The sequence below is a fragment of the Microbacterium sp. E-13 genome, assembly GCF_049912955.1.
GTDB lineage: Bacteria > Actinomycetota > Actinomycetes > Actinomycetales > Microbacteriaceae > Microbacterium.
Window position 1 is genome coordinate 3699847 of record NZ_CP183973.1, and the last position, 12762, is coordinate 3712608.

Sequence of the window (12762 nt, forward strand, 5' to 3'; positions counted from 1 at the left end):
CATCTGCAGACCAGAGGAGGCAGCATCCGTCATCGTCCTCGATCGTGCAGATCTCCTCGGATCTGCGGCCGGCGCCTCCCGCCTCCCGGGCTCAGCCGGCCGTCGAGCCTTCGAAGAGGCCGATCTCGTTGCCGTCGGGATCGGCGATGACCGCCCACCAGCTCGTCGGCGTGATCTCCTGCTTCTCGCGCACGAGCGTGCCGCCGGTCGCCGTGGCCTGGGCGACGGTGTCGTCGATCGAATCGACCTCGACGTAGGACCGAGGGTGGGTGAACCCGTCCTCGCGCGGGGCGAGGCCGCCGCCCGAGATCTTGTTCGGCGCCTGCCACATGGGGTAGCCCTCGAAGCCGGGCGCCTCGGCGATCTGCCAGCCGAAGAGCCCCGAGTAGAACGCCGTCGCCTCGCCGAGGTCGGTGACCGGGATGTCGATGTGGGTGATGTCGCCGTGGGCCATGGAGGTTCCTCTCGTGCGGATCCGGTCAGTCTCCGCCACCCTCCCCTTCCCCGCAAGAGACCGCGAGAGTACAGCTGGTGACCGAGAGGTAGGGAAGCAACCACCGTCTCGGCGGCCCGCTGTAGTCTCACGGGACTAGCGCGTCAGCCAGCGGAGGCGGCCTCGGCGAGATGGCGCTCGAGGGCGTCGATGGCCGGACGCTGACCCTTGACCAGGCGTTCGCGCGCCGCATCCGTGCCGGTCCACTCCAGGCGGTCGACCTCGGGGAACCGGGCCGTGCGACCCGAGCGAGGCGGCCACTCGAGCTCGAACTCGCCGAACTCCACGCCGTCGAGCGAGAAGCCGGCGCCGTCGGCGACGAACACCGTCACCCGCTTGCCCGACGAGTACGCGAAGGTGCCCAGTTCGGCGTACGGCGGCTCGGGCGGGTCGATGCCGAGCTCCTCGCGGAACTCGCGGCGCGCCGCGTCGAGTGCGCCCTCCTCCCCCTCGACGAACTCCCCCTTGGGAACCGACCACGCGCCGGCATCCTTGCTCGCCCAGTACGGCCCGCCCATGTGAGCGATCAGCACCTCGAGGTCGGGCTGGAGCCGGTAGAGCAGGATGCCGGCGCTGGTCGTCTTCGGCATGCTCGGAGGTTACGCGACGCGGGTCTTCGGCGACACCGTGTAGGTGTCTTCCGGATCGCGGTTGACGACGTCGCCCAGGGCTTCGTCGATCGCCGTGAGGGTGTCGGCGTCGAGCACGACGCCCGAGGCCTTCACGGTCTCGGCGAGCTGTTCGGGACGGGATGCTCCCACCAGCGCCGACGCGACGTTCTTGTTCTGCAGCACCCATGCGATGGCGAGCTGCGGCATCGAGAGGCCCGCCTGCTCGGCGATCGGCTTGAGGCGCTGCACCGCTTCGAGCACGTCGTCGCGCAGGAAGGCCTCGATGAAGCGCGCACCGCTCTTCTCGTCGGTCGCGCGCGAGCCCTCGGGGAGCGGCTGCCCGGGGAGGTACTTGCCCGAGAGCACACCCTGCGCCATCGGCGACCACACGATCTGCGAGATGCCGAGCTCCTCCGACGTCGGCACGACGCGCTCCTCGATCACACGCCAGAGCGCCGAGTACTGCGGCTGGTTCGAGATGAGCTGCACGCCCAGCTCCTTCGCGAGGGCGTGGCCCTCGCGAAGCTGCTCGGCGGTCCACTCCGAGACGCCGATGTAGAGCGCCTTGCCCTGCCGCACGATGTCGGCGAACGCCTGGAAGGTCTCTTCGATCGGGGTCTCGTAGTCGTAGCGGTGCGCCTGATAGAGGTCGACGTAGTCGGTGCCGAGTCGCTTCAGCGACCCGTTGAGGGACTCGAGGATGTGCTTGCGGCTGAGGCCGGTGTCGTTCGCGCCGCCGGGGCCCGTGGGCCAGTACACCTTCGTGAAGATCTCGAGGGACTCGCGCCGCTGCCCTGCGAGCGCCTTGCCGAGGACACTCTCGGCGGCGGTGTTCGCGTAGGCGTCCGCTGTGTCAAACGTGCTGATGCCGGCGTCGAGCGCCGCATGGACGGTGGCGACGGCGGCCGAGTCGTCTACCTGCGAGCCGTGGGTGACCCAGTTGCCGTAGGTGATCTCACTGACCTTGAGTCCGCTGTTTCCGAGGTACCGGTAATTGACCATGAGAAAACGCTAGCTGCCGTCGAGGGCCCCGAAGGCGGGATGAGCCGAATTTGTCGATAAGCGAAACATATCCGTGGCGAGCCCGGCTCGGGCGAGCCCGGCCCGGGGCGTGCGCCGGGCCGGGGCGTCCCCCGTCGGATCAGACGACCCGTGCCGCTTCGTCCTCGATCGCGTCGTTGTCGATCACGTCGCCCTCGGATGCGTTCGCCCCGCCAGACTGCCCCGTCTCGGCGAGGGCGCGGGCCTCCGCGTCGACGTCGGTCGCGGCCTGCTCGAATTGCGAGTTGTACAGCCGGAAGTACGCGCCCTTGGACGCGATCAGGTCGTCGTGCGTGCCCTTCTCGACGATGCCGCCGTTCTCCATCACCAGGATGAGATCGGCGTCTCGGATGGTCGAGAGACGGTGCGCGATCACGAACGACGTGCGTCCCTCGCGGAGCGCCGCCATGGCGTGCTGCAGCAGCAGCTCGGTGCGCGTGTCGACGGAGCTGGTCGCCTCGTCGAGGATGAGCACCGACGGCTGGGCCACGAACGCACGGGCGATCGTGATGAGCTGCTTCTCGCCGGCCGAGATGTTCGACGCCTCCTCGTCGAGGAGCGTGTCGTAGCCGTCGGGCAGGGAGTGCACAAACCGGTCGACGTACGTGGCCCGGGCGGCGGCGAGGATCTCGTCGTCGGTGGCGTCGGCACGTCCGTAGCGGATGTTGTCGCGGATCGTGCCGGCGAACAGCCACGGATCCTGCAGCACCATGCCGGTCTCCGCGCGGATATCGCGGCGCGTGAGCTCGGCGATGTTCTGGCCGTTGAGCAGGATCCGGCCGCCGTCGAGCTCGTAGAACCGCATCAGCAGGTTCACCAGCGTCGTCTTGCCGGCGCCGGTGGGTCCGACGATCGCCACCGTCTGACCGGGTTCGACCCGGAACGACAGGTCGTGGATGAGCGGCCGGTCGGCCGAGTACGAGAAGGCGACGTCCTGGAACTCGATGGTGCCGTCGCCCTCGACCGGCGCTGGTGCGTCCGCGGCGTCGGGCTCCTGCTCGGGCTCGTCGAGCAGCTCGAAGACGCGCTCGGCCGACGCCGTGCCCGACTGCACGACCGCCGCCATGCCTCCGAGTTCTGCGAGGGGCTGGGTGAACTGCTGGGAGTACTGGATGAACGCCTGCACGTCACCGAGACGCAGCTGACCACCGGCCACCATGAGCGCGCCGAAGACGGCGATGCCCACGTAGGTCAGGTTCCCGATGAACATCATCGCGGGCATCATGATGTTCGACAGGAACTGCGCCTTGAACGACGCCTGGTAGAGCTCCTCGTTCTCTTCGCGGAACGCCTCGCGAGACGCCTGCTCGCGGCCGTAGACCTTGACCAGGGCGTGACCCGAGAAGGACTCCTCGACGCGGGCGTTCAGCCGGCCGACTTTGCGCCACTGGATGCCGAAGGCCTTCTGCGAGCGCGGCCCGATGACCCCGAACAGCACGCCCATGAGCGGGAAGCTGACCAGCACCACGAGGGTCAGCTGCCACGAGATCGTCAGCATCATGATGAGCACGCCGATCACCGTGAGCACGCTGGTGAGGGCCTGCGACAGCGACTGCTGCATCATCTGAGTGATGTTGTCGATGTCGTTCGTGACGCGCGAGATCAGCTCACCGCGCTGCACGCGGTCGAAGTAGCGCAGTGGCAGCCGGTTGATCTTGGCCTCGACCTGCTCGCGCAGGCGCCACATCACGCGCACCATGATCACGTTGATGACGTAGCCCTGCAGCCACAACAGCAGCGACGACGCGAAGTACAGCGCGAGCACGATGAGCAGCACGCGGCTGAGCGCCAGGAAGTCGACGCCGGCACCCGGCACGAAGTGCTCCATCGCCGACACCATGTTGGCGAGGTCCTGCTGGCCCTGCGCTTCGAGCCCTGCGACGACCTGCTCCTTCGTCGTGCCCGCCGGAGCCATGGACGACACGACGCCCTCGAAGAGAATGTTGGTCGCCTCGCCGAGCACCTTGGGCGACAGCACCGCGAGCACGACGCCGATCGAGCCGAGGAGCGACACGAAGACGAACGCCCAGGCGTTCGGGCGCAGGAGCCCGATCAGCCGGCGGAAGGCGGGCCAGAAGTGCGCGGCCTTGCCCGGTGCGACGGCGCCGCTCCAGTCGTCGGCGGCGATGCGCGCCTGCTCGCCGAGCTCGATCTCGGCCTTCTCTTCGGCGCTCAGTTCGGCCACGGCTGCACGCGTCCGGCGCCGGGTGGTGGGCTTCTCGTCGCTCATCGGGCGACCTCCGCTCCGAGCTGGGATTCGACGATCTCGCGGTAGGTCTGGCTCGTCTCGAGAAGCTCCTCGTGCGTACCCATTCCCACGATGCCGCCGTCGTCGAGCACGATGATGCGGTCGGCATCGGTGATCGTCGAGACGCGCTGGGCGACGACGATCTTGGTGACCTCGGGCAGCTCCCGCCACAGGGCCTGCCTCAACCGCGCATCGGTGGTGAGGTCGAGCGCCGAGAACGAGTCGTCGAACACGAGCACCCGTGGCTGGTGCACGATCGCCCGGGCGATCGCCAGCCGCTGTCGCTGCCCGCCCGACACGTTGGTGCCGCCCTGCGAGATGGGCGCGTCGAGCCCGGCGTCCATCTGGCTCACGAAGTCGCTCGCCTGGGCGATCTCGAGCGCACGCCAGAGCTCGGCGTCCGTCGCGTCCTCACGGCCGAACCGGAGATTGGATGCGATCGTGCCGGAGAACAGGAACGGGCGCTGCGGAACGAGTCCGATCGTGCTCCACAGCGTTTCGAGGTCGGCCCGCCGCACGTCGACCCCGCCGACCTCGACCACGCCGTCGCTCACATCGAACAGGCGCGGGATGAGCGAGACGAGCGTCGTCTTGCCGGCGCCGGTGGAGCCGACGACGGCGACGGTCTCACCGGCTGCCGCACGGAAGCTGATGCCCGAGAGGATCGGGTGCTCGGCGCCGGGGTATGTGAAGGCCACATCGCGGAACTCGATCGTGCCGGGCGCCAGGAAATCGGCGACGGCGTCGTTCGGACGCACGAGCGACGAATGGGTGTCGAGCACCTCGCCGACCCGCTCGGCCGAGACCGCGGCACGCGGGATCATCAGCGCCATGAAGCTCGCCATCATGACGCCCGAGAGGATGATCATGACGTACTGCATGAACGCGAACAGGGTGCCGATCTGCACCTCGCCCTGGTCGACCTGGATGCCGCCGAACCAGATCACGCCGACCACGGTGACGTTGAGGATGAGCATGACCGCCGGGAACAGCACGACGAACAGGGAGCCCACCTTGCGACCGACGACCATGATGTCGGTGTTCGCCTCGCGGAAGCGCTGCTCCTCGATCGGCTCGCGCACGAACGCGCGGATCACGCGGATGCCGGTGAGCTGCTCGCGCATGACGCGGTTCACGCCGTCGAGCTTGCCCTGGTAGCTGCGGAACAACGGAACCATGCGGGCGATGAGCAGTCCCGCCACCACGAGCAGCACGGGCACGGCGACCGCGATGATCCACGCGAGGCTCGCGGCCTGCTCGATGGCGAGGACGATGCCGCCGATCGCCAGCAGGGGCGCCGAGACGAGGAACGTCGCCGACATCATCGCCAGCATCTGCACCTGCTGCACGTCGTTCGTGTTGCGGGTGATGAGCGAGCCGGCGCCGAAGCCGGTGACCTCGCGCTCGGAGAAGCCCGAGACGCGCTCGAAGATGTCGTCGCGGATGTCGCGGCCGAGCCGCATCGCCGCCCGCGCGGCGAAGTAGGTCGCGATGATCGAGGCCACGATCTGACCGAGCGACACCGTCAGCATGACGACGCCGGTGCGCCAGATGTAGTCGGTGTCGCCCTTCGAGACGCCGTTGTCGATGATGTCGGCGTTGAGGCTGGGCAGGTAGAGAGAGGCCAGCGCGGATGCCGCCTGGAAGACGAGCACTCCGACGAGCAGCCAGCCGGAAGGTCTGAGATATGTGACGAGGAGCTTTGCCAGCACGAGGTTCCCCAAGACGCGGCGCAGCCAAGACGAGGCTCCGCCTGTGCGGATGTGGTGTGGAACCACCCTTGCACGGCCCTCCGACATGACGACGGTCCCCTCCGTGCGGGCGGGACGCCGGTCACTCTAACACGATATATCGTGTGCCGCGACGAGGCTCGAGCAGACAGCGAGGCGGATGCTGCGGCCGCGGCATCCGCCTCACCGATGTCTCAGCCGGTCAGGCTTCGCGACCCTGCGCGATCTCGGCGCGCTCGCGCCAGCTGCGGGCCGTGACCCGGTCGAGCGCGACCTGGCGGCGCAGCGCGTCGGCCTTCTCGTAGAGCGACGGCTCGCCCCAGCTCGTCAGGACCTTCACCAGCACGGGCAGGAGCTCGACCATGAAGAAGAGGACCGCGATGAGCCAGTGCGCCCACGCGAGGGTCGGCTCGCGTGCCGCCAGCCGTTCCAGGCCGCTGATCTGGCTGAGCAGGCCCACGGCGCCGGCGTTGCCGCTCGCGACCTCCGCCGCGCGCGCGTCGTACGCCGCCCTCGCCGCCTCGTACTGCTGTCGCGCGGCGGGCAGCTCGTCCTTCGCCTGCTGCTTGTTCTGCGCCTCCGACGCGCCGGCCTCGGCCGTGCCCGCCGCCTGCGCCGCCGCGAGGTCGCCCTGCGCCGCCGTCAGCTGCGCCGCCAGGGTGTCGTACGCCGACTGCGCGGCCGCGAGCTGAGCCTCCGCCGCATCCGAGCTCGCACCCTCGCCCGCGACCCCGCTGCAGCCCGGCACCTCGCCGGCGCCCTCGCCGGTCAGCTCGCACTGGTAGATCGCGCGGGCCTGATCGATCACCTGCTGCTGCGCCGCGAGCTTCGCCGTGAGGTCGTCCACGGTCTGCTGCGCCGACGCCGCCGACGCCGAGGTCGTGTCGGCGCCCGCGACCACACCGCTCGCCGCCTGGCTCTCGAGCGCGGCGACACGCTCGCTCGCGGCATCCAGCGCCTGCTTCTCGGGCCCGCTGGTCACGGCGTCCTGGTCGGACTGCGCCTGGACGACGTTCGTCGCCGTCACCTCGCGCGCGATGTCGTTGTGGAACACCTGCAGCACGAGCGGCTCGGCCACGACGATGCCGATGACGGCGGCCATGATGACGCGAGGGATCGCGAGCCCGATCAGGCGCCAGATGCTCTGCGTGGAACGCATCGTCGAGGTGAGGAAGCGGTCGAGGTTGAAGATGATCAGCGCCCACACGATCGCCAGGGGCAACGCGCCCCACGCGACGATGCGCACACCCGTCGTGAGCGCGAAGAACATCGAGATGGCCGAGATGAGCGCCGTGCCCGCGATCACGAAGAACATCTGGACGAAGCGGGGGGTCTCGGTGGGCACCTCGTCGAGCACCGAGGCGTCGGCACCGCCCAGCACCGCGAGCCGGCGCCAGCCCGATCCGCGCTCGCGACGGCGCCGGGCGCGCTTCGCCCGCTTCGCACGGGGAGCGGGCACGGATGCTGCGCCCTCCGGCTCCGCGACGGCTTCTCCCCGCTCGGCCGCGGTGTCGGCAGGCTCCCCCGCGGCGTCGGCCGGCTCGTCGATGGTGCCCCACTCGCCGATCGCCGGCTGCGCGTCGGCCGCCGGCCGGCGCGCGACCGCGACCGGCTGGGTCGGGTTCATCGCCAGGGCGTCCTCGAGCAGGTCGCGGGTCTCGGGGAACGGGTCCTCGGGGCCGTCGTCGGAGCGCCCCTCGGTCGGCTCACCGGCCGCCTGCTGCGCACGCACGTCGTCGAGGTACAGGGCTTCGGTCTGATCGTCGTCTGTCTCGAACTCGATCCGGCCGTCGGAGCCGAACCGGCCCGGCCGGTGCGCGGAGTAAGAAGACATCCGCACACCCTAGAGCGGGCAACCTGTGCACGAGGTGTATTAGAGGAGCGTGAGATGCCGCATGCCGCGGTCGCGGCATCCGTCGTCTCAGTCCTCGGGCGGGGTGACGGCGGCGACCGCCGCGTCGTCCTCGGTGGCGACGAGCTGCCCGCAGGCGCCGTCGATCTCCTTGCCGCGCGTGTCACGCAGGGTCGTCGGGATGCCGGCGTCGTTGAGGCGCCGCACGAACTCGTTCTGCACCGGAACCTCGGAGGCGGTCCAGATCGACCCGGGCGTCGGGTTGAGCGGGATCGGGTTCACGTGCACCCAGCCGCGACCGCGGGCGTTGAGCTTCTCGGCGAGGAGGTCGGCGCGCCAGGCGTGGTCGTTCATGTCCTTGATGAGGGCGTACTCGATCGAGACGCGACGGCCGGTGCGGTCGAAGTAGGCGCGCGCGGCGTCGAGGGCCTCGTCGACCTTCCACCGCGAGTTGACCGGGATGAGCTCGTCGCGCAGCTTGTCGTCGGGGGCGTGGAGAGACAGCGCGAACGTCACGGGGATGTCTTCGTTCGCGAGCTTCGTGATCGCCGGCACCAGGCCCACGGTCGAGACCGTGATCCCGCGCGCGCTCATGCCGAGGCCGTGCTTCTTGTCGGTCATGACGCGCACGGCCTGCATGACGCGGGCGTAGTTCGCGAGCGGCTCCCCCATCCCCATGAAGACGATGTTCGAGACGCGGTCCAGCGAGTGGTCGTTCTTCTTCTTGCCACCCAGCCCGCCGTCGGCGATGAGGCGGTTGGCGCGCACGACCTGCTCGACGATCTCGGCCGCCGACATGTTGCGCGTGAGACCGGCCTGCCCCGTCGCGCAGAACGGGCAGTTCATGCCGCAGCCGGCCTGCGACGAGACGCAGAGGGTGATGCGGCCCGGGTAGCGCATGAGCACCGACTCGACGAGGGCGCCGTCGTGCAGCTTCCAGAGGAACTTGATGGTGTCGCCGCGATCGGTCTCGAGCCGGCGCACCTCGGTGAGCAGCGGCGGCAGCATGCCGTGCACGAACTCCTCGCGCCCCTCGGCGGGAAGATCCGTCATGTCGGCCGCGTGGTGGGTGAAGTGCTGGAAGTAGTGCTTCTCGAGCTGCTTCGCGCGGAAGCCGGGAAGACCGAGCTCCGCGACCTTCTCGGCGCGCTGCCCGGGCGTCAGATCGGCGAGGTGCACCGGCGGTTTTCCCCGCTTGGGGCTGGCGAACTGCAGGAGGGGCCGGCCCTCGGCATCCTTCTTCTGCGTCCATCCCTCGGTCGCCGGACGCACCTGACGGGCCTTCTCTCCGCTGCGCGAGGAGGGGCGCGTCGTGCGAACAGGCGAATCGGTCATGCGTTCCAGGGTAGGCGACTCGGCTGGACGGATGCCTGGTCCCCGGGCATCCGTCAAGCCCCGGGCGCCGTCCGGCCACTGCGGTTACCGTGGCGACGTGGACGACCTGACCGTGCGACCCATCCGCCCCGACGACGCCGGGGAGGTGATGACGCTGCAGCGCGCCGCGTTCGTGTCGGAGGCGCTCATCTACGGCACGCCCGACATGCCGCCCCTGACGCAGACCCTCGAAGAGGTGCAGGCCGAGCTGATCGACAACCTCGGCTGCGTCGCCCTCGCCGGCAGCCGCATGGTCGGCGCCGTGCGCGCACGTCGCGACGGCGAGCTCCTCCTCGTCGGGCGCATCGCCATCGCGCCCGATCAGCAGGGCAACGGCATCGGAACGACGCTTCTGGACGCGGTCGAGAGACGCGGGATCGAAGCCGGCGCCACGGAGGCGGAGCTGTTCACGGGCTCGCTCAGCGAGGCGAACCTGCGCCTGTACCACCGGGAGGGCTACGCCGAGTCGCAGCGCGTTCCCGGCGACGGCGGCGTCGAAGAGGTCTACATGCGCAAGCGGTTGGAGGTCGGCGGCCGGGACTAGGCTCACCGTGTGGTGCCCGCCTCGAACCTTCTCGCCTTCACCCTCGCCGCCGTCGTGCTGATCGTGATCCCGGGCCCGAGCGTGCTGTTCACGATCGGGCGCGCGCTCGCCCTCGGACGCATGGGCGGGCTGCTCAGCGTGCTCGGCAACGCCCTGGGCCTGCTGCCCGTCATCGGGCTCGTCGCCCTCGGCGTGGGCGGCATCGTCGCCCAGTCGGTGGTGCTCTTCACGATCGTCAAGGTCGCCGGCGCGCTGTACCTCATGTACCTCGGCGTGCAGGCGATACGCCACCGCGGCCGCGCCGCCGCGCAGGCGAACGGCGGCGTCATGCCGCGATCTGCCTGGCGTCAGCTCGGCGAAGGGTTCGTCGTGGGCATCACCAACCCCAAGACGATCGCGTTCTTCATCGCGGTGCTCCCCCAGTTCGTCGACCTGGATGCCGGCATGGTGCCGCTGCAGATGGTCGTGCTCGGCCTGGTCTTCTTCGTGATCGCGCTCATCTCGGACGGCATCTGGGCCCTCATCGCGGCGAGCGCGCGCACGTGGTTCGGCCGCTCGCCGAAGCGCATCGCGACGCTGTCGGCCACCGGCGGCGGCCTCATGATCGGCCTCGGCGGCATCCTGCTCTTCACGGGGAACAAGCACTGATGCCCCCTTCGACGAGCTCAGGTGCCGGGGAGGTGGATCGCCGCGGTCGCCGGCGCATCGTCTTCCTCGACGTCGACGGCACGATCCTCGAGCACGGGTCGCACGTCGCTCCCTCCACCGGTCCCGCCATCCGCGCGGCTCGCGCCGCCGGGCATCTGGTGTACCTCAGCACCGGACGCTCAGCCGCCGACATCCATCCGAACGTCTCCGAGATCGGGTTCGACGGGGCTGTCACGAACTCCGGCGCGCTCGTGACGGCGGGCGACGAGGTGGTGGTCGAACGCCCGCTTCCTCGCGCGGCGACGGACCGGATGCTGGCGGCGCTGCGCAGCCGCGGCATCCGCTATTTCCTCCAGACCCGTGACGGCGCGTACGCCAGCGACGACATGGCCGAACTCATGCGCGACTACGCCGCCGCCCTCACCGCCCGCGAGGCGGCGGGCCAGGAGGTCCGGCCGGAGGACTCCCTCGTGGGGCTCGCGGAGCGCAGCTTCCCGAGCGTGGCGGAGGCGGACCTCAGCCGCGTCGACAAGTCCGTGTTCGTGAGCGACCACGAGGAGGGACTCGAAGAGCTGCGCGCGGATCTCGGCGAGGAGTTCCTCATCGTGCCCGGCAGCATGCCGCTGCCGGGCGGCTCCAACGGCGAGATCACCCACCGCGACACGACGAAGGGTTCGGCGATCGAGCTGCTGCTTGCACACCTCGGCATCGATGCGGCCGACGCCATCGCCGTGGGCGACGGCTGGAATGACCTCGAGATGTTCGAGGTGTGCGGCACCGCGGTGGCGATGGGCAACGCCCAGCCCGAGCTGAAGGCCCTCGCAGACTTCGTCACGACGGACGTGCTCGACGACGGCGTCGCGAACGCCTTCCGCCGCCTCGGCCTGATCTGACGTCAGTCGCGCGCGGCGGCGGGCGCCTCGGCGCCGAGGTTCACGAGGGTGCCCGTGGGGTCGCGCACCTGCGCCACGCGCTCGCCCCAGGGCATGTCGGCGGGAGGCTGCTCGGCCCGGCCGCCCGCCTCGAGCCAGGCGCGGTAGGTGGCATCGACGTCGTCGACGTAGAACCACAGGGCGACCCGGTCGCCGGGCAGCGGAGGGAGCGCGTCGGGGTCGCGCCCGATACCCAGCGAGGCCTCACCGATCTGCAGCGAGACGTAGTCCGCCTCGTCGCCGTCGCCGAACCGGTACGGCACGCTGGCGCCGAGCGCGCTCTCATAGAACCGCACGAGTCCCGGAAGGTCTCGCGCCAGCAGGATCGGGAACAGGCTGCGCACCCCCATGCGGCTCACGATACGCCCGCCCGCCCCGCCCAGACAGGGGTGCCGGTGCGCGGTGGGTCAGTCCAGGAAGATGTCGGGGAACAGCGCGGAATCCGGAGTGCCGGGGACGGCGGCGTAGCCGGAGAAGTCGGTCACGCCGGCGGCTTCGAGCACGTCCTCGACGATGAGCGTCTGCCCCGTGTACGTCCGTGCGGGCTGCGTGAAGACCGCGTACGCGGCGTCGGCGTAGATCTCGGGCGTGCGGCTCACCTTCATCATCCGGTCGCCCCCGAGCGCGAACTGCACCGCAGCGGTGGCGATGGTGGTGCGCGGCCACAAGGTGTTCGCGGCGATGCCGGCATCGGCGAACTCCGCGGCGAGCCCGAGCGTCGCCATCGTCATGCCGTACTTCGCCATCGTGTACCCGGTGTGCCCGCCCAGCCACTTCGGCGACAGGTTGAGCGGAGGTGAGAGCGAGAGGATGTGCGGGTTCGCAGCATCCCTCAGAATCGGGATCGCGGCGCGCGACAGCATGAAGGTGCCGCGCACGTTGACGTCCTGCATGAGGTCGTACTTCTTGGCGTCGAGGTCGAGCGTGCGCGACAGGTCGATGACCGACGCGTTGTTCACGACGACGTCGATGCCGCCGAACTCGCCCTGGGTCTTGAGCACGGCCTCGGTGACGTCGTCGTCGCTGCGCACGTCGCCCACGATGGGCAGGGCGTTGCCGCCGGCGTCGCGGATCTGCTCCGCCGCCGAATGCACCGTGCCCTCGAGCTTGGGGTGGGGGGTGTCGGTCTTGGCCAGCAGCGCGACATTGGCGCCGTCGCGGGCTGCGCGCAGGGCGATCGCCAGGCCGATGCCGCGGCTGCCGCCCGACATCAGGATCGTCTTGCCGGCGAGGGGCTTGTCGCTCATGTCTGTGTCTCCTTGCGTAGTTCACGCTTTCATGTGCTGTCA

The 12762-nt window shown here is 69.8% G+C and carries 12 protein-coding genes; 3 read left to right on the top strand and 9 right to left on the bottom strand.

What is annotated here, in order from left to right; all coding sequences use genetic code 11:
- Positions 1-91: 91 nt before the first annotated feature.
- The 7 genes from ACN9MP_RS17170 to rlmN form a co-directional block, all read right to left on the bottom strand.
- Positions 92-454 carry a VOC family protein gene (locus ACN9MP_RS17170; protein ID WP_426322190.1) on the bottom strand — a complete coding sequence of 121 codons (363 nt, stop codon included), beginning with the start codon at positions 452-454 and terminating at the stop codon, positions 92-94.
- A 143-nt stretch (positions 455-597) separates the two neighbouring features.
- A complete protein-coding gene (locus ACN9MP_RS17175) occupies positions 598-1083 on the bottom strand; it encodes an NUDIX domain-containing protein (RefSeq protein WP_426322192.1) in 486 nt (161 codons plus the stop codon).
- 9 nt (positions 1084-1092) lie between these two features.
- A complete protein-coding gene (locus ACN9MP_RS17180; RefSeq protein ID WP_426322193.1) occupies positions 1093-2106 on the bottom strand; it encodes an aldo/keto reductase family protein in 1014 nt (337 codons plus the stop codon).
- Between the two features lie 139 nt (positions 2107-2245).
- Positions 2246-4375 (bottom strand): ABC transporter ATP-binding protein, encoded by a 2130-nt coding sequence (locus tag ACN9MP_RS17185; RefSeq protein WP_426322195.1) that lies wholly within the window; start codon positions 4373-4375, stop codon positions 2246-2248.
- Positions 4372-6105 (bottom strand): ABC transporter ATP-binding protein, encoded by a 1734-nt coding sequence (locus ACN9MP_RS17190; protein WP_426322197.1) that lies wholly within the window; start codon positions 6103-6105, stop codon positions 4372-4374. The genes ACN9MP_RS17185 and ACN9MP_RS17190 overlap by 4 nt, the downstream gene beginning before the upstream one ends.
- 220 nt (positions 6106-6325) lie before the next feature.
- Complete coding sequence (locus ACN9MP_RS17195; RefSeq protein ID WP_426322199.1) at positions 6326-7957, bottom strand: DUF4407 domain-containing protein; 1632 nt, start codon at positions 7955-7957, stop codon at positions 6326-6328.
- Between the two features lie 87 nt (positions 7958-8044).
- Positions 8045-9310, bottom strand: coding sequence for a 23S rRNA (adenine(2503)-C(2))-methyltransferase RlmN (rlmN, locus tag ACN9MP_RS17200; protein ID WP_426322201.1), 1266 nt, complete (start codon positions 9308-9310; stop codon positions 8045-8047).
- Positions 9311-9458: 148 nt separating this feature from the next.
- Here rlmN and ACN9MP_RS17205 point away from each other — a divergent pair, with 148 nt between their 5' ends.
- Genes ACN9MP_RS17205 through ACN9MP_RS17215 form a run of 3 tightly spaced genes read left to right on the top strand, consistent with a single transcriptional unit; the run spans position 9459 to position 11434 of the window.
- Positions 9459-9893, top strand: coding sequence for a GNAT family N-acetyltransferase (locus tag ACN9MP_RS17205; protein ID WP_426326097.1), 435 nt, complete (start codon positions 9459-9461; stop codon positions 9891-9893).
- 9 nt (positions 9894-9902) lie between these two features.
- A complete protein-coding gene (locus ACN9MP_RS17210) occupies positions 9903-10541 on the top strand; it encodes a LysE family translocator (protein WP_426322203.1) in 639 nt (212 codons plus the stop codon).
- Complete coding sequence (locus ACN9MP_RS17215; RefSeq protein ID WP_426322205.1) at positions 10541-11434, top strand: Cof-type HAD-IIB family hydrolase; 894 nt, start codon at positions 10541-10543, stop codon at positions 11432-11434. The genes ACN9MP_RS17210 and ACN9MP_RS17215 overlap by 1 nt, the downstream gene beginning before the upstream one ends.
- A 2-nt stretch (positions 11435-11436) precedes the next feature.
- Here the strand turns inward: ACN9MP_RS17215 and ACN9MP_RS17220 are convergent, their stop codons facing one another.
- Together ACN9MP_RS17220 and ACN9MP_RS17225 are read right to left on the bottom strand one after the other, a co-directional pair.
- On the bottom strand, positions 11437-11823 hold the full coding sequence (locus ACN9MP_RS17220; RefSeq protein ID WP_426322207.1) for a VOC family protein: 387 nt from the start codon (positions 11821-11823) through the stop codon (positions 11437-11439).
- Positions 11824-11880: 57 nt separating this feature from the next.
- A complete protein-coding gene (locus ACN9MP_RS17225) occupies positions 11881-12720 on the bottom strand; it encodes an SDR family oxidoreductase (RefSeq protein WP_426322208.1) in 840 nt (279 codons plus the stop codon).
- Between the last annotated feature and the right edge of the window lie 42 nt (positions 12721-12762).